This is a genomic window from Streptomyces sp. NPDC090798, from assembly GCF_044768965.1.
Classification (GTDB): Bacteria; Actinomycetota; Actinomycetes; order Streptomycetales; family Streptomycetaceae; genus Streptomyces.
On record NZ_JBIVXA010000001.1, the window covers coordinates 453,697 to 468,996 of the forward strand.

Here is a 15,300-nt window from a genome sequence, read left to right on the forward strand (position 1 = left end):
GTACCGGTGGTCCGCCCCGTGGCCCCGCGTCAGCCGCGGGGCCTTTCGGGGCGGGCGCCGCGCACCGCGTAGAGTGCCGCGCCCAGCACGTAGAGTGCGAGGGCGGCGGCCCAGGCGCCGGTCTGTGGGCCCGTCTGCATGGGCCAGGTGAGGATTGTCTCCCCGCTCATGCGCGGCGAGGCGGCCGACAGGTACACGGCGCTGAAGTACAGCATCGTCGGCATCCAGCTCGCCCGGGCGCCGAACACAACCGCCCCGGCCGCCGTGATGCCGACGGCGCCCAGTGTGTTGCGGACCATCCCCGCCGAACCGAACACCTGCGCTTGTCCCGGTACGGCGAGCGCGAGCACCGTCGCCGCGAGCGCGGTGAGGACCAGCAGATGAGCCAGGCGCCTCGGCCACCAGGGGCGTACGGCGGTGTCGTCCAGGTCCCGCGCGTACGAGTGGAGGCTCAGCCCGATCGCCGCCGAGGCCAGCAGCGGTGCGAGGGAGAGCAGCGGGACCCTGCGGTACGGGTCGAGGAAGGCGTCCGGGCGACCCGCCACCCAGAGGGTGAGAAGGGCGGCGCAGGCGAACGCGGCCAGGGTGGTCGGGATGGCGCGGGAGCGGGCGTACAGGGCGAGGGCGGTCGGCGGGGTGACTCTGCGCGGGGAGTTCACAGGGACGGGACCTCGCTCGGGTTCGGGTCGCAGTCGTGGGCCGTGGCGAAGTAGCGGCTGAGCAGGGAGCGGCGCTCGTCGTCGGTCAGGGCGGCGAGGTGCGCGTACGCCTTGTCCTCGGCACGCAACTTCGCGAGTTCCTTCGTGTCACCCCGCTGCCGGGCCGAGGCGGCGGAGCGCTCGCGTATGTCCTTCTGTACGGAATTCGGGGCCAGCCAGCGCAGTACGGCCTCGTCGGTGACCCGGATGCGTGCGGACGGCGACTTCTCGCAGTCCGGGCGGACCAGTACCACGGCGGCCTGCCAGACGTACCACTCCGGATCGGTCACCTTGCCGCGGACGGACCACCAGCCGATCGGGGTGAGCATCGGCAGTTCCGCCTCGTCCTTGTGCGGGCGGCGCGGCAGGTCCTCGAAGCGGACCGGCAGGTTCTGCACCCCGTTCAGGCGGCCGGTGAGACCGGACAGCACATGGGTCACCTCCGGCAGCATGCCCGGATGGACGGCACTGACGCAGACACGCGGGGTGGTGGACTCGTCGCACACCTGGCGGTGGGCGAGCGGGTTGTCGCGCAGCATGCCGTCGCCCGTGTGGACCAGGAGGGCGGCGGCGCCGAGCGCGGCCGCGAGCGGCAGGAGCGCGGTGGCACGGCGGTACGCGACAAGGGCCACGGCCGCGGCGGCGGCGAGCCCGGCCGGCCACAGGGCCGATACGAGCGGATACCACCAGACCGGGACGTCGTCGTCGCCGACCAGGCTCAGGTAGGCGGGGGCGAGGTTGTGGAAGCCCGACTCCGAGAGGCCGAGGGTGCCGTACAGGACGTATCCGCAGATCGCGAGCGCGGGAGCGGTCAGCCGCCAGGGCAGCAGCCGCCCGGCCGCATGGCCGAGCAGCGTGCACGCGGCGATCGAGAGCGCGGCCCCGGCGAAGACGGTAGGAACCGGGCCGCCCGCCGACGCGTACGGCGCGCAGGCGAGCAGCGCACCGGCCACCGCCACGAGATATGCCGCCGCCAGCCAGCAGGCGAGCGGCAGGGCGGCCGTCAGGAGCTGGGCGAGCGGGGTACGAGCGGTCGAGGCCCGCAGTTCCGTCATCCGCAGCCGCCGCTCCCGTCCGCCCTGCCATGCGCCGGCCGCGAGCGCGAACGGAACGCCGATCACGCCGGCCGCGGTGCTCAGCTTGCCCGTCGTCACACCCCAACTGCCCTGCCACTGCGCCGACGTGGCGGCGAGCGTCCAGGCGAGAGCGAGCAGCAGTGCCCCGGCCGCCCAGGGGGTGAACCCGCGCAGGGACTCGACGCGAAGGGGGTGGGGGGCGGAACCCGTCCTCCGGGCGGGCGCCTCCCGGGTCGGTGCGCTCATCCGGGGGCTTCCGTGGAACGGGGACCGGGGGCGCTCTTCGTCGGACTGGGGGTGCGTGGTCGGCGCGCGCTCCCCGTCGGGCTGGATGCGTACGTTCACAGGGCGACCCCCGTCGAGGCGCGGTGGCCGCGCAGGACCGTGGTGTAGCCGCGCTCGATCGCGTTGCCGTCGGACTCGTGGCCGTCGGCGCCGATGGCGGCGAGGGCCTGGGGTGTCCCGCGGTAGGCGACGTCGCCGGCCTCGATCAGGGTGACGTCCGTGCAGGCCGCGGCCACGTCCTCCACCAGGTGGGTGGAGACGATCACCGTGGCGGTCCGGCCCAGCTCCCGCAGCAGCGCCCGGAACTCCACGCGCTGCTCGGGGTCCAGACCCGCGGTGGGTTCGTCGAGGAGCAGGACGCGGGGGTCGTTCACGATGGCCTGGGCGATGCCGACGCGCCGGATCATGCCGCCGGACAGCGTTTTGACCTTCGCGTCGATACGGTCGGCGAGCCCGACCCGGGCGACAGCGTGCTCGACCGCGGCCGGGGCGGCAGCGGCCGGTACCTCTTTCAGCCAGGCCACGTAGGCCACGAACTCCCGCACTGTGAACCCCGGGTAGTACCCGAAGTCCTGCGGCAGATACCCCAGTTCGCGCCGGACCGCACTGCGCTTGTGCCGGTGACGGAGGTCGTTGCCGAGCATCCGCACCCGGCCCGCGGTGGGCTCCGCGATCGTCGCCAGGACCCGGATGAGGGAGGTCTTGCCCGCGCCGTTGGGGCCGAGCAGACCGTGGACGCCGGGACCGAAGTCCAGGTCGACGGCGTCCAGCGCGGTGGTCCTGCGGTGTCGCACGGTCAGCCCCGAGACTCGTATGGAGGCGGTCGCGGTGCCCACGCCGTCGTCCGTCATCGAAGTTCCGGGCATACCAAGGGGGTTCACATCGTCTCCAGACGGTCGTACGCGGAACGGCGCGCGGCGAGGAGGAGGGCACAGAGCGCGGACGCGGCCGCCCAGCCCCACTGGGGCGAGGCGCCGGTGAAGTAGAGGGAGAGCTGCTGTGCGAGACGGGCCGTCAGGCCGGGCTCGGGGACCGTGAGGAGGGGCGCCGCGAGCGCGAGCAGCCAGCCGCCGCCGACCACCGCGGAGGCGGTACGGCAGCCCACGTACCCGGACAGCGCCAGCGTGGCCAGTGTCAGGGCGAGCCCGGGCAGCAGCCAGGCGGCCGCCGCGGGTGCCTGCGGCAGGCGCGGGTCGGTGGCGGGGAGCAGCAGCCCTGCCACCGTCAGCAGCGGCACGCTCACCGCGAGCACGGCGGCCGTCCGCATCAGCACCAGCCGCAGGCCGCCGGAGGGCGACGTCGCGACGATCTCGTGCAGTGGATCGGCGTGCCGCCCGTACGAGAGGGCGACCCCCACCAGGGGCACGAGCGGAGCCACGGCCAGCAGCAACGGCCGTGTGCCGTCGAACCCGCCCCCGTAGGCGAGCGCGAGCGCCCCCACGGCGACCAGCGCGACGGCCCCCGCCCAGGCCCCGCGCAGGGCGGGCCCGGCCGCCCAGAGGATCCGCCCGAGCCGCCCCCCGACGGCTCGGGGGCGCCTAGAGGCGGCGGGTACGGGGAGTGCGATCGGTACGCCTGGTACGGGGGGTGCGGTCGGTACGGCGGCGGGGGCCGGCGCCGATTCGAGTACTGCCGCCAGCACCGAGTCCCGCACCTCTGCCAGCACCACCCCCGCCGCCCCCTCCCGGGCCGCGCGCGAGACCCGCGCGGCGCACGTGCCGCAGCCTTCGAGGTGTTTCTCCAGGGACCACGCGTCCGTCTCCGGAAGGGAACCGTCCGAGTAACGGGCGACGACTTCGTCGGACGCGTGCCAGCCGGTCATGCCGTGCCTCCCAGCAGCGAGGGGTCCCGGAACGGGGCCGAGGGCGGATTCAGGTGCGCGAGCGCCGCGCGCAGTTCCACGCGGGCGCGCCTCGCCCGGGTCTTGACCGTGCCCTCCGGGATACCGAGCAGCCGGGCGGTCTCGCGGGTGGTCAGCCCGTCGACGACCGTGGCCCGCAGCACCTCGCGGAGTTCGGGCGAGATGCGGTCCAGGGCCGTACCCACGTCCCCGTACTCCAGGCCCGTCAGCACGCGCTCCTCGGCGGAGGGCGCGGGCACGGGCGCCGCGTACTCGACGCGCTCGGCCCGCTCCTGCACCCGCTGCGCGTCGACGAGCCGTCGCGCCGCGATCGTCCACAGCCAGCCGCCCGCCTCCGCGCCGCGGTGCGTGGCCGCCGACCGCCACACGGCCACGAAGGTGTCCTGCAACACCTCCCGCACGACCTCGGGATCGTCGCACCGCCGGGTCAGCCGTGTGTGCAGCCACCCGGCGTGCCGGTCGTACAGCGCGGCCATCGCCGCCGAGTCCCCGTCCGCCACGGCCCGCAGCAGCGCCGCGTCCGTCACGTCCTCCCGGTGGCCCCCCATGGGGCGGAACAGTCTCACACCCTGTCTATCGGCCTTCGTGAGCCCATCGGTTCACACCACGGCACATTGCTTCACGGCAGTCCCGAGCCGTCCCGAGCCGTCCCGAGCCGTCCCGAGCCGTCCCGAGCCGTCCCGAGCCGTTCCGTACGCCACGTCCCGCGCGTCGCGTCCCGCACGCCGGCACTCGCGCGTGTCCGCGCGCCGTGCGGAGCGCCCCCGCGCCGGGTACGGTCTGTGACCGAACGCACCTTGTCCGTCCTGGTACGTCTGCCCCGGCGCCCGCTGGGTAGAGCTGCGATAACCCGCTTCCAGCCGTACGACGACAAGGAGTCCCCCGTGGCCGCATCGGCACACCTTCTGCTCTCGGCCCTCTCCAAACGCCCGACGGATCCCTCCGTCGAGCCCCACGTGTGCGTCTTCAGCGCCGAGGGCACCTCCGCCGAACTGCCGCTGACCAGCGAACCTCCCCTCCCCGACGCCGAGCCGCTGACCAGCGAACCGCCGCTGGCCGACGCCGCGCACCTGACCAGCGAGCCCGTCTCCACCGGCGCCGCCACGGACACCTCGGGGGTATAGATGGCGCCCAGCCCGCCCGCGGAACCCTCGCCCGCCGACCCCCCGCCGGCCGGCCCTCCCGACCCGCACGCACCGCTGGCTCGGCTGGCCGCACTGCACGGCGTCGCCACCTCCTACAGCCCCTCCCCGGCCCGCACGGTCGCGGCCACGGACACCGCGGTCGTCGCGGCCCTGGCGGCGCTCGGCGTCGACGCGAGCACCCCGGACGCCGTCCGCACGGCCCTCGCCGACCGGGAGGCCGAGACACGGGAGCGGCTGCTGCCGCCGACGGTGGTGTGCTGGGGCGGCAGCCCGCCCGCCGCGCTCGCCGGACTGCCGGCCGGTACCAGGCTGCGCATCACCACCGAACAGGGCGAGACCCGCGCCGCCGCCGAGCAGCTCCCGCCCGGCGTCCACACCCTGCACGCCACCGCCCCCGACGGCCGCACCGCCGAGGCCCACCTCGTCGCCGCCCCCGCCCGGCTGCCCGCGCCGCCCGGACGCACGTACGGACTCCTCGTCCAGCTCTACTCCCTCCTCTCCCGGCGTTCCTGGGGCATGGGCGACCTCGGCGACCTCGCCGAACTGACCGCCTGGGCCGGCCGGGCGCTCGGCGCCGGATTCGTGCAGGTCAATCCCCTGCACGCGGCCGTACCCGGCGCCCCCACCGACCCCTCCCCGTACCGGCCCTCCTCCCGCCGCTTCCCCGACCCGGTCCATCTGCGCGTCGAGGACATCCCCGAGTTCGCCTACGTCGACGACCCGGGCCGGGTCGGGGTGCTGCTGGAGCGCGCCGAGCGACTGCGCGCATCCGTGCTCGACAAGGGCGCGTTGATCGACCGCGACGCCGTGTGGGAGCTCAAGCGCGAAGCGCTGGAACTGGTGTGCCAAGTACCGCTCGGGCCCGGCCGACGCGCCGCCTACGTCGACTTCCTCGCCGAGGAGGGCGAGGCGCTGGAGGACCACGCCACCTGGTACGCGCTCGCCGAGGCGTACGGCCCCGAGTGGCAGCGGTGGCCGGTGGGCCTGCGTGACCCGCGCTCACCCGAAACCACCCGCGCCCGCGGCGAGTTGATGGACCGCGTCGACTTCCACAGCCGCCTCGCCTGGCTCACCGACGCCCAACTCGCCACCGCCCAGCGCTCCGCGCGCGACGCCGGGATGGCGGTGGGCCTCGTGCACGACCTCGCGGTCGGCGTGCATCCCGGCGGAGCCGACGCCTGGGCGCAACAGGAGTACTTCGCGGCGGGCATGTCCGTCGGCGCGCCCCCGGACGCCTTCAACGCGCGCGGCCAGGACTGGGGCCTGCCGCCCTGGCGCCCGGACCGCCTCGCCGCCTCGGGCTACGCCCCGTACCGCCGCCTCCTGCGCGCCCTCCTCCGGCACGCGGGCGCCCTGCGCATCGACCATGTGATGGGCCTGTTCCGGCTCTGGTGGGTGCCGCAGGGACAGCCGCCCACCGAGGGCACGTACGTCCGCTACGACGCCGAGGCGATGCTCGCGATCCTGACCCTGGAGGCCTCGCGGGCCGGGGCCCTGGTGATCGGCGAGGACCTCGGCACGGTCGAGCCCGGCGTGCGCGAGACGCTGCACGAGCGCGGGGTGCTCGGCACCTCGGTGCTGTGGTTCGAGCGGGACTGGGACGGCGACGGCAAGCCCCTGCCCCCCGAGCGCTGGCGCCCCGACTGCCTGGCCACCGCCACCACCCACGATCTGCCGCCCACCGCATCCCGGCTCACCGGCGACCACGTCGAACTCCGAGACCGGCTCGGCCTGCTCACCGGTTCACTGGAAGACGAGCGGACCGCGGCCACGGCGGACACGGGGGAGTGGCTGGCGCTGCTCGCCCGCCTCGGGCTGCTGCACGGGGCGGGCGACGCGGGTTCGGCGGTGTCGGAGGAGGCCGAGATCCAGGCGGTGCACCGCTTCCTGCTGCGTACTCCGGCCCGCATGATCGGCGTGTGGCTCCCGGACACGGTCGGGGACCGGCGACCGCAGAACCTGCCGGGCACGTGGGACCAGTACCCGAACTGGCGGCTGCCCATCGCCGACGCGGACGGCCGCCCGGTGACCCTGGAGGAGCTGGCGGCCTCGCCCCGGCTGTACGCGCTGATCGAGGTGCTGCGGGGGCGTGACGGAGGCGTGTGAGCCGGGCGTGCGGGCCGGGGTGAGATCTCCGTACGGCACCCCGGGCGCGCGACTCATTCAGGTGTTCGCTACGTTTGCACCGTGGACAAGAAGAACGCCCTGCGCGCCGGCGCCCTGGCTTCCGGTACGACGCTGATGATGCTGCTCATGTCGTCCCCCGCGCTCGCGCTGACCCGAGACGACGGTGACGACCCCGGCACGGGCCTGAGCGTGATCCAGACGCTCGGCCTCTACGTCGCGACGCCGATCGTCCTGTTCCTGGTCATCGCGGGTCTCGTGATGGTCCTGGACAAGTCCGACAAGCAGCCGAAGCGGAGCTGATTCCGGCTCGCTTCCCGGAGCCTCGGCAGCGCGCCGAGGTCTGGATCCTTCTCGATCGAGGGAGTCCGCGCACCCACCGGGTGCGGGGACTCCCTCGACGTGTTTTCGGAGTCCCTCGGCGTGCTTCCGGGGGAGCCTCTTCGGGGCCCGTCACGGATGCGGCGCCGTGAGATACCGCTGCACCGTCGGTGCCAGCCACGCCACGACCTCCTCGCGGGGCAGCGCGACGGCGGGCGGGAACCGCAGGACGTAGCGGGCCAGCGCCATGCCCAGCACCTGTGAGGCGGTCAGCGCGGCCCGTGCCGGTGCCTGCTCCGGGTCGGGGCACACGCGCAGCGCGACCGGCATGAGCTGGTCCCGGAAGATGCCCTGCATGCGCTCGGCACCGTCCGGATTGGTCACGCCGACCCGGAGCAGCACGGTGAGGACCTCGTTCTCCTCCCAGAGGTCGAGAAAGTGGCCCACCAGGACGCGGCCCACCTCGTGCGGGTCCAGCCCGTCCGGGCCCGGCAGCCGCAGGTCGACGTCGAGGACCGCGGCGAACAGTCCTTCCTTCGAGCCGTAGTACCGCATCACCATCGACGGATCGATCCGCGCGTCCTTGGCGATCGCGCGGATCGTGGCGCGCTCGTATCCGTCGGCGGCGAAGCGTTCGCGCGCGGCGGTGAGGATGGCGGTGCGGGTGGTGTCCGAGCGGCGGGCCGCGGGGGACTGGGCGGGTGCGGGGAGTTCCATGTCGGGCATGCCAACAACCGTAGGCCAACAACTGTTGACAGTCCAGAGTGGTCTCTCTATGTTGGTAAACAAGCGTTGGCCAACAAACGTTGACCAGCAAACGTTGACCAACGGGTGTTGGCATCAGGAGGCCGCCATGAACGGCAGGACGAACGGCAAGGTGAAAGGCACCACCGCGTCCCGGAGTGTGATCGTCGTCGGCGCCGGTCCCACCGGCCTCCTGCTGGCCGGGGACCTCGCCACCGCCGGAGTCCCCGTCACCCTCGTCGAGAAGCGCCCGCACAAGATCAGCAACCTCTCCCGCGCCTTCGTCCTGCACGCCCGTAGCCTGGAGCAGCTCGACGCCCGCGGTCTCGCCGACGAGCTGGAGGGGCACGGCCGGACCGTCGACCGCATCCGCCTCTTCGGCCGGCTCTCCGTCGCCCTCGACACGCTCCCCTCCCGCTTCAACCACCTGCTCGTGATCCCGCAGTACGAGGTGGAGAAGGTGTTGGAGCGGCGGGCGGTCGAGGCCGGGGTGCGGTTCGTGTACGAGACCGAGGTGACCGGACTGCGCCAGGACGCGGCGGGCGTCACGCTCGAACTCCGGGGCGCGGACGGGGAAGCGGGGGAGCTGGCGGCCGCGTACGTCGTCGGGGCGGACGGGATGCGCAGCGCGGTGCGTGAGGCGGTGGGGCTGCCGTTCCCCGGGAAGTCGGTCATCCGGTCCGTCGTCCTCGCCGACGTCCTGCTCGCCGAGGAGCCGGAGTCGATCCTCACCGCCAACGCCGTCGGCGACGCCTTCGCCTTCATGGTGCCCTTCGGCGACGGCTACTACCGTGTGATCGGCTGGCACCGTGACCGCGACGTCCCCGACAGCGCGCCGCTCGAACTCGACGAGGTCAAGGAGATCGTCCGGCTCTCCCTCGGCCGTGACTACGGCATGCACGACGCCCGCTGGATGTCCCGCTTCCACAGCGACGAGCGCCAGGCACCCGCCTACCGGGTCGGCCGGGTCTTCCTCGCCGGTGACGCCGCCCACGTCCACACCCCGGCCGGCGGGCAGGGCATGAACACCGGCCTCCAGGACGCGGCGAACCTCAGCTGGAAGCTCGCGCTGGTCGTCAACGGCCACGCGGACACGGACCTGTTGGACACCTACCAGGCCGAGCGCCACCCGGTCGGCAAGGCGGTGCTGCGCAGCAGCGGCGGGATCGTCCGGCTCGCGATGGCCAAGCACCCCTGGACGATGGCGCTGCGCTCCGCGTTCACGACCGTCCTCAACGGCGTCGGCCCCATGGGCCGGAAGGCAGCGGGCCAGATCACCGGCATCGGCTTCGCCTACCGGGCCCCGCGCGGCTCCCACGCCCTCGTCGGCACCCGCGTCCCCGATGTCGCCCTGAAGGCCGGCCGCCTCTACGAGGCCCTGCGCGGCGGCCGGTTCGTCCTCGTCGCACCGACGGCGGCCGCCCGGGCGTACGGCCCGGACGACCTCCAAGGCCGCAAGGACCGTCTCACCGTGGAGAGCTGGGCGAGCGACCGGCGTACGACACTGCTGGTGCGGCCCGACGGATACGTGGCGTGGGCCGCCGAATCCCCCGACGCGGCGGCCGTCGAGACGGCGTTGGCGGCGGCGCTGGGTGACTAGGACCCGCCTTCGGCCAGGGTCCGTCTTCGATCAGGGTCCGTCTTCCGGGGGGGGGCCGACGCCCGCGACCCCAACTCCGGTGACATGCTCCCCGCCCCGAGGGAACCGGGGTCCGGAGCGACGTACTCGGCCACGACGCGGCGTGTGGTTGCATCCGCGGAGAGAACCCGACGCTGCGGCCATCGGCCGCGGCTCCCTGGTCAAGATTGAGGAGAAGCAGCTCTCTTGGTTCCGACGAATCGCACGTACCGGCCGTGAGCGCGTTCCGGATGTACCTGAGGGTGGTCAGCGAGTCCCCGCAACCGGAGGAGATCTCCGCGCGGCTGGGGACCGGGCCCGCGAAGCGACCGCGATCGGCAGGGCCGCAGGCGCCCCGAGTCGCCGCCGCGCGCGCATGCGACCTGGATCCGGCATGTCTGGGCCGTGGGCGGGTCCGGGCGGCCGGAGGATCTCGAACCGGTGGTCCTCGGCTGGGAGATGGAGTTCGCCGCGGCCCTGGGGCGGCTGGCCGGCTCCGGGGCCGCCGATGTCTCCCTGGTGGTCGTCCAGGAGCTCTCCGATCCCGAGGACCCGCGGCAGAAGGGCATCTTCCTGGGCTCGGCCCTGCTGGCCTGGCTGGCCGAGGCCGGGGCGTCGTTGGACATCGACCAGTACGTGTACCACGACTGCGACGACCAGCGGGGCGACCGCGACCCCGGCCACGATCCATCATCTGATGATCTTTGAAGACGGACCCTGGATCTCAACCCGTGGGTTGAGTCGGAAACCCACCCTCGTTTCCACCCTGGAGCCGAGGTGGTTCCGTGTCGTGAAGCGCAAGCTCATGGGCATGACGACGACCGATTACGTGATCTCCGCGACCCTCATCCTCCTCGTGATCCCGCAGATCCGAGGCGTCCGGCAGACGCTGCACAATACGCTGCTGCCGCTCGTGGCCGTCGCCGCCGCGGCCGCCTACTACCTCAAGTCCTTCCCGACCCAGGGGCACGACCTCCGACTCGACGTCGTCGGTGTCGTCGTCGGCGCGGTCCTGGGTATCACCTGCGGTGCGTCCACCCGGCTGAGCCGCGCCTCGGACGGCACCGCGTTCGCCCGCGCCGGGATACTCGCCGCGCTCCTGTGGATCGTCGGCATGGCCTCGCGCGCCGGATTCGAGTACTGGGCCAGTCATGGCGGTTCCGGGAGCGTGGCCCGGTTCAGCCAGGACAACCTGATCACCGGTTCCGCCGCCTGGACCGCCGCGCTGCTGCTGATGGCACTGGCTCAGGTCCTGGGCAGGCTCACCGTGATACGCGTCAGGTCGACCCGGGTCGCCACGGCGAGCTGAGGCCCTGCCGGGCCGACCTCGGCGGCCCGTCCGAGGCTCTAGGTGCCGGTGCCCGTCAGCAACTCGCGCAACAGGTCGGCCAGTTGAGCTGCTCGTTGCTCGTCGAGGTGGGCCAGGGCCGCCGTCTGGACGGCGAGCCCCGCGCCGACGGCCTCGTCGATGAGCCGAAGCCCCTTGTCCGTGAGCGTCACCTGGAGTCCGCGCCGGTCGTGCGGGTCGGGGGAGCGCCGTAGCAGCCCCGCGCGTTCCAGCTTGTCCAGGCGCCCGGTCATTCCGCCGGTGGTGAGCATGAGCGTCGCCGAGAGCTGCCGGGGCGAGAGGGTGTACGGGGCGTCCGAGCGGCGCAGGGTCGCGAGCACGTCGAACTCCCCGCGCGAGATCCCGAAGGGCGCGTACGCCTTCTCCATCCGGTCGCCCATCGTGCGGGCGAGCCGGAAGACGCGGCCGAAGACCTCCATCGCGGCGGTGTCGAGGTCCGGCCGGACGGTGGCCCACTGCTCGATGATCGCGTCGACGGGGTCCTGGGGCGGCTTCATGGGGGCGAGTATCCGCCGGGGGGTCGATCGCCCGCAAGAAAGTAGATGCCGAGGAAGTAGATGACGAAGAAGTAGATGATGGAAAAGTGGGTGACGAGAAAGTTGCTTAGCTCTAAGCTACTTTTCGCTGACCTACTTTGGAATCGGGTGCCCCCATGGCCGCGAACGCGAACCGTCCCGCCCTCATAGCCCTGACCGCGCTGGCCCCCATCTCCTGGGGCAGCACCTACGCCGTCACCACGGAGTTCCTCCCCGCCGACCGGCCCCTGTTCACCGGGGTGATGAGAGCCCTGCCCGCCGGGCTGCTGCTCCTCGCGCTGGCCCGGGTGCTGCCGCGCGGCACCTGGTGGGGGAAGGCGGCGGTGCTGGGCGCGCTGAACATCGGCGCCTTCTTTCCGCTGCTGTTCCTCTCCGCGTACCGGCTGCCCGGCGGCATGGCGGCAGTCGTCGGTTCGGTCGGGCCGCTGTTCGTCGCGGGCCTCGCGGCGCTGCTGCTCGGCGACCGCCCGACCCTGCGGACGCTCCTCACCGGTATCGCCGCGGCCCTCGGTGTCAGCCTCGTCGTACTGAAGGCGGCGGGCGCGCTGGACGCGGTGGGCGTCCTCGCGGCGCTCGCCGCGACCGCGTCGATGTCCACCGGCACGGTGCTCACCAAGCGGTGGGGCCGGCCGGACGGGGTCGGTCCGTTGGCGCTCACCGCCTGGCAGTTGACGGCGGGCGGGCTGCTGATCGTCCCGGTCGCCCTCCTCGTCGAGGGCGCGCCGCCCGCGCTGGACGGCCGGGCGGTCGGCGGATATCTCTACCTCGCGCTGGCGAACACGGCGGTGGCGTACTGGCTCTGGTTCCGGGGCATCGGCCGGCTCAGCGCCACCCAGGTCACCTTCCTCGGCCCGCTGTCGCCGCTGACCGCGGCCGTCATCGGCTGGGCGGCGCTGGGGCAGGCGCTGACGCCGGTGCAGGTGGCGGGGATGGTGCTGGCGTTCGGGGCGACGGTGCTCGGCCAGGTCGGGCCGCGTGGGGGACGGCCGGCTCCGGCTGGATCGTTCAGTTCTCCTGAAAGGAATGGTCGAAAAGATTCGATGGACGTGACGGTTCCCGCCTTGCGACGGTAGTCGGGCCCCCGGGGACGCGGTCCCCGCCGGTGACCGCCCGCAACGGCATGTGGTCGCGGCGGTGCGGCGCGGGGCGGAGGACGGCGCGGCGGTGGGGCGGGTGCTGGAGGCTTTGCGGGAGGCGGCTGCGGGGCTGGGGGAGTGGCGATAACGTCACGTCGTCCGCGCGTGACGTAATTCCCGGATTCCCGGAGGTTCCTGTGGTCGACGACGTGTGTCCTGGCTGCGGGAAGCCGCTGGCCGGGCGGACCGGGCGCAAGGGGCGGAGTTCCGTGTACTGCTCGGCCGCCTGTCGGCAGAGGGCGTACCGGGAGCGGCGGGCGGCGCCCTCGGACACCGCCCAGGGGCTCATCGAGGAGGTCGGGCGGCAGGTCCGTGAGCTGGTTCCGGCGCCGCCCGCCGTTTTCTACTCCGGGGTGAGCGAGCTGGCCACCTCCGTGGGACGGTTGCGGCGCATCGCCCGGATGGCCCGCGACACGGCGGCCCCCGTCACGGCGCCCCCCGTCACGGAGGAGCCCGTCATGGACGAGTCCGGCGCGGCAGATCTCGTCACGGCAGGTCCCGTTACGGAGGTGGCCCTCGCGGAGAGCGACTTCGCCGCGCTCGTCGAGTCGTACGGGCGCGAACTGCGCGTGCACTGCTACCGGATGTCGGGCTCGTACGACGATGCCGAGGACCTCGTGCAGGAGACGTTCCTGCGGGCCTGGCGGGCCCGGGACGGGTTCGCGGGGCGGGCGAGCGTACGGACGTGGCTGTACCGGATCGCCACCAACGCCTGTCTGGACTTCCAGCGGCGCACGGCGCGCCGCCCGCAGCGGTACGAGCCGCTGCCCGGGATGAACCACGGCGCCGCCGAGCCCCCGGCCCGCATCACCTGGCTCCAGCCCTACCCCGACGACGACCTGCCCTCCACCGAGGAGCAGCCCGACGCGCTCGCCGTCTCCCGGGAGACCATGGAGCTCGTCTTCCTCGCCGCGATCCAGCATCTGCCGCCCCGCCAGCGTGCCGTCCTCGTCCTGCGCGACGTCCTGGGGCTGGCCGCCGCGGAGACCGCCGCGGCCCTGGACATGACCGTCGCCTCGGTCAACAGCGCGCTGCAACGGGCCCGGCCCACCCTGCGCGACCACCTGCCCCGCCGGCGCGCCGACTGGACCGCGGAGGCGGACGTCCGCGAGCGCGAGATCCTGGCGCGCTACATGGCCGCCGCCGAACGCCTCGACCTCACCGAGGTCGCCACCCTGCTCAGCGAGGACATCACACTCACCATGCCGCCGAACCCGTTCTGGTTCGTCGGCCGCGAGGCGCTCGTGGAGTTCCTGTCCGTCAGTCTCGACCCCGCCTCCCCGATGTTCCTCGGCCATTGGCGCCACCTGCCCGCCCGTGCCAACGGGCAGCTCGCGGCCGGGGGGTACGTCCGGCGCCCGGGTACGACCGTCTACCGCGCGCAGGTCCTCGACGTCCTCCGTGTCGAGGGCGACCGGATCGTGGAGATCACCTCCTTCGAGCCGCATCTCTTCCCGGCGTTCGGACTGCCGCTGCGGCTGCCCGCCGACCGATGAGTGAGAGACGGCGCGTACGTCTGCATGACCGACTCGTACGGCCGACTCGTACGGGCCGCGCCCACGACCCATCTCACGGAGGTTCACCATGCTGCTCACCGACAAGACCGCGGTCATCTACGGCGCCGGCGGATCCATCGGCGGCGCCGTCGCCCGTACCTTCGCCCGCGAGGGTGCCCACGTGCACCTCGTGGGGCGTACGGCGGCGACGCTCGACGCGGTGGCCAAGGACATCGAGGCGGAGGGCGGCCACGCCGTGACGGCGGTCGTCGACGCGCTCGACGAGGCGGCGGTCGAGGCGCACATCGCGTCGCTGGACGCCGTCGACATCTCCTTCAACCTCGTCACCCGGGGTGATGTGCAGGGCGCCTCGCTGCTCGACATGCCCGTCGACGACTTCGTACGCCCGGTCGTCACCGGTATCCGCGCCAACGTCGTCACCGCCCGCGCCGCCGCCCGCCGCATGGCCGAGCGGGGCTCCGGCGTGGTCCTCACGCTCAACAGCGGTTCGGCGCACGGCAGTCCGATGATGGGCGGGACGGGCCCGGCCGACGCGGCGATCGACACGCTGGTACGGAACCTGGCGATGGAACTGGGGCCGCGCGGGGTGCGGGCCGTGGGTCTGTGGGCGGCCGGCGTGCCCGAGACGCTGACCCGCGAGAAGCTCGCCGCGGTCGACAGCGGCATGGCCCTCGACGAGAACGCCCTCCAGGGACTGCTCGCCAACCTGGCCGGAATGCGCATGACCCGCCGCAACCCCACTCTCCCCGAGATCGCCGCGACCGCCGCCTTCCTCGCCTCCGACCACGCGGGCGGTATCACCGGCACCTTCGTCAACGTCACCGGCGGGATGTTCCCGGGCTAGGACGACCGGCCAGGACGACCGGCCAGGACGACCGGCCAGGACGACCG

Annotated in this window: 16 protein-coding genes; 9 read left to right on the forward strand and 7 right to left on the reverse strand. The window is 73.3% G+C overall.

The window, feature by feature from the left end; translation table 11 throughout:
• Positions 1-29 precede the first annotated feature (29 nt).
• The 5 genes from ACIQTP_RS01940 to ACIQTP_RS01960 form a co-directional block, all read right to left on the reverse strand.
• Complete coding sequence (locus ACIQTP_RS01940; RefSeq protein ID WP_403395301.1) at positions 30-659, reverse strand: hypothetical protein; 630 nt, start codon at positions 657-659, stop codon at positions 30-32.
• Positions 656-2,020, reverse strand: coding sequence for a hypothetical protein (locus ACIQTP_RS01945; RefSeq protein ID WP_403395302.1), 1,365 nt, complete (start codon positions 2,018-2,020; stop codon positions 656-658). The genes ACIQTP_RS01940 and ACIQTP_RS01945 overlap by 4 nt, the downstream gene beginning before the upstream one ends.
• A gap of 95 nt (positions 2,021-2,115) precedes the next feature.
• Positions 2,116-2,925 carry an ATP-binding cassette domain-containing protein gene (locus ACIQTP_RS01950; RefSeq protein WP_403395303.1) on the reverse strand — a complete coding sequence of 270 codons (810 nt, stop codon included), beginning with the start codon at positions 2,923-2,925 and terminating at the stop codon, positions 2,116-2,118.
• Between the two features lie 11 nt (positions 2,926-2,936).
• A complete protein-coding gene (locus tag ACIQTP_RS01955) occupies positions 2,937-3,881 on the reverse strand; it encodes a zf-HC2 domain-containing protein (protein ID WP_403395305.1) in 945 nt (314 codons plus the stop codon).
• The gene (locus tag ACIQTP_RS01960) at positions 3,878-4,468 is read right to left on the reverse strand and encodes an RNA polymerase sigma factor (protein WP_403395307.1); all 591 of its coding nucleotides are present in this window, start codon (positions 4,466-4,468) and stop codon (positions 3,878-3,880) included. The genes ACIQTP_RS01955 and ACIQTP_RS01960 overlap by 4 nt, the downstream gene beginning before the upstream one ends.
• A gap of 336 nt (positions 4,469-4,804) precedes the next feature.
• Between ACIQTP_RS01960 and ACIQTP_RS01965 the strand changes: the two genes are divergently transcribed.
• The 3 genes from ACIQTP_RS01965 to ACIQTP_RS01975 all read left to right on the forward strand — a co-directional run bounded on the left by ACIQTP_RS01965 (position 4,805) and on the right by ACIQTP_RS01975 (position 7,492).
• On the forward strand, positions 4,805-5,044 hold the full coding sequence (locus tag ACIQTP_RS01965) for a hypothetical protein (protein ID WP_403395308.1): 240 nt from the start codon (positions 4,805-4,807) through the stop codon (positions 5,042-5,044).
• A complete protein-coding gene (malQ, locus tag ACIQTP_RS01970) occupies positions 5,045-7,171 on the forward strand; it encodes a 4-alpha-glucanotransferase (RefSeq protein ID WP_403395310.1) in 2,127 nt (708 codons plus the stop codon).
• An 81-nt stretch (positions 7,172-7,252) separates the two neighbouring features.
• Entirely contained in the window at positions 7,253-7,492 is a 240-nt protein-coding gene (locus ACIQTP_RS01975; RefSeq protein WP_402051687.1) for a hypothetical protein, read from the forward strand.
• 150 nt (positions 7,493-7,642) lie between these two features.
• Here ACIQTP_RS01975 and ACIQTP_RS01980 read toward each other — a convergent pair whose 3' ends face one another.
• On the reverse strand, positions 7,643-8,236 hold the full coding sequence (locus tag ACIQTP_RS01980; RefSeq protein ID WP_403395312.1) for a TetR family transcriptional regulator: 594 nt from the start codon (positions 8,234-8,236) through the stop codon (positions 7,643-7,645).
• 127 nt (positions 8,237-8,363) lie between these two features.
• On the opposite strand from ACIQTP_RS01980, the gene ACIQTP_RS01985 reads away from it, so the two are divergent.
• From ACIQTP_RS01985 to ACIQTP_RS01995, 3 genes are all read left to right on the forward strand, one after another.
• On the forward strand, positions 8,364-9,854 hold the full coding sequence (locus ACIQTP_RS01985) for an FAD-dependent monooxygenase (protein WP_403395314.1): 1,491 nt from the start codon (positions 8,364-8,366) through the stop codon (positions 9,852-9,854).
• 405 nt (positions 9,855-10,259) lie between these two features.
• Positions 10,260-10,580 carry a hypothetical protein gene (locus ACIQTP_RS01990; protein WP_403396073.1) on the forward strand — a complete coding sequence of 107 codons (321 nt, stop codon included), beginning with the start codon at positions 10,260-10,262 and terminating at the stop codon, positions 10,578-10,580.
• Positions 10,581-10,683: 103 nt separating this feature from the next.
• On the forward strand, positions 10,684-11,181 hold the full coding sequence (locus ACIQTP_RS01995) for a hypothetical protein (RefSeq protein ID WP_403395316.1): 498 nt from the start codon (positions 10,684-10,686) through the stop codon (positions 11,179-11,181).
• A 38-nt stretch (positions 11,182-11,219) separates the two neighbouring features.
• On the opposite strand, the gene ACIQTP_RS02000 is transcribed toward ACIQTP_RS01995, so the two are convergent.
• A complete protein-coding gene (locus tag ACIQTP_RS02000) occupies positions 11,220-11,717 on the reverse strand; it encodes a MarR family winged helix-turn-helix transcriptional regulator (RefSeq protein ID WP_403395318.1) in 498 nt (165 codons plus the stop codon).
• Positions 11,718-11,872: 155 nt separating this feature from the next.
• Here ACIQTP_RS02000 and ACIQTP_RS02005 point away from each other — a divergent pair, with 155 nt between their 5' ends.
• The 3 genes from ACIQTP_RS02005 to ACIQTP_RS02015 all read left to right on the forward strand — a co-directional run bounded on the left by ACIQTP_RS02005 (position 11,873) and on the right by ACIQTP_RS02015 (position 15,253).
• Positions 11,873-12,829 (forward strand): EamA family transporter, encoded by a 957-nt coding sequence (locus tag ACIQTP_RS02005; protein WP_403395320.1) that lies wholly within the window; start codon positions 11,873-11,875, stop codon positions 12,827-12,829.
• Positions 12,830-13,029: 200 nt separating this feature from the next.
• A complete protein-coding gene (locus ACIQTP_RS02010; protein ID WP_403395322.1) occupies positions 13,030-14,388 on the forward strand; it encodes an RNA polymerase subunit sigma-70 in 1,359 nt (452 codons plus the stop codon).
• 88 nt (positions 14,389-14,476) lie between these two features.
• Positions 14,477-15,253 (forward strand): SDR family NAD(P)-dependent oxidoreductase, encoded by a 777-nt coding sequence (locus ACIQTP_RS02015; RefSeq protein WP_403395323.1) that lies wholly within the window; start codon positions 14,477-14,479, stop codon positions 15,251-15,253.
• The last annotated feature ends 47 nt before the right edge of the window (positions 15,254-15,300 follow it).

Excerpts from the sequence above, each read along its gene's own strand:
- ACIQTP_RS01945 (WP_403395302.1), bottom strand. The coding sequence starts at position 2,020 with ATGAGCGCACCGACCCGGGAGGCGCCCGCCCGGAGGACGGGTTCCGCC.
- ACIQTP_RS01950 (WP_403395303.1), bottom strand. The coding sequence starts at position 2,925 with ATGCCCGGAACTTCGATGACGGACGACGGCGTGGGCACCGCGACCGCC.
- ACIQTP_RS01955 (WP_403395305.1), bottom strand. The coding sequence starts at position 3,881 with ATGACCGGCTGGCACGCGTCCGACGAAGTCGTCGCCCGTTACTCGGAC.
- ACIQTP_RS01960 (WP_403395307.1), bottom strand. The coding sequence starts at position 4,468 with ATGGGGGGCCACCGGGAGGACGTGACGGACGCGGCGCTGCTGCGGGCC.
- malQ (WP_403395310.1), top strand. The coding sequence starts at position 5,045 with ATGGCGCCCAGCCCGCCCGCGGAACCCTCGCCCGCCGACCCCCCGCCG.
- ACIQTP_RS01980 (WP_403395312.1), bottom strand. The coding sequence starts at position 8,236 with ATGCCCGACATGGAACTCCCCGCACCCGCCCAGTCCCCCGCGGCCCGC.
- ACIQTP_RS01985 (WP_403395314.1), top strand. The coding sequence starts at position 8,364 with ATGAACGGCAGGACGAACGGCAAGGTGAAAGGCACCACCGCGTCCCGG.
- ACIQTP_RS01995 (WP_403395316.1), top strand. The coding sequence starts at position 10,684 with ATGACGACGACCGATTACGTGATCTCCGCGACCCTCATCCTCCTCGTG.
- ACIQTP_RS02000 (WP_403395318.1), bottom strand. The coding sequence starts at position 11,717 with ATGAAGCCGCCCCAGGACCCCGTCGACGCGATCATCGAGCAGTGGGCC.
- ACIQTP_RS02005 (WP_403395320.1), top strand. The coding sequence starts at position 11,873 with ATGGCCGCGAACGCGAACCGTCCCGCCCTCATAGCCCTGACCGCGCTG.
- ACIQTP_RS02015 (WP_403395323.1), top strand. The coding sequence starts at position 14,477 with ATGCTGCTCACCGACAAGACCGCGGTCATCTACGGCGCCGGCGGATCC.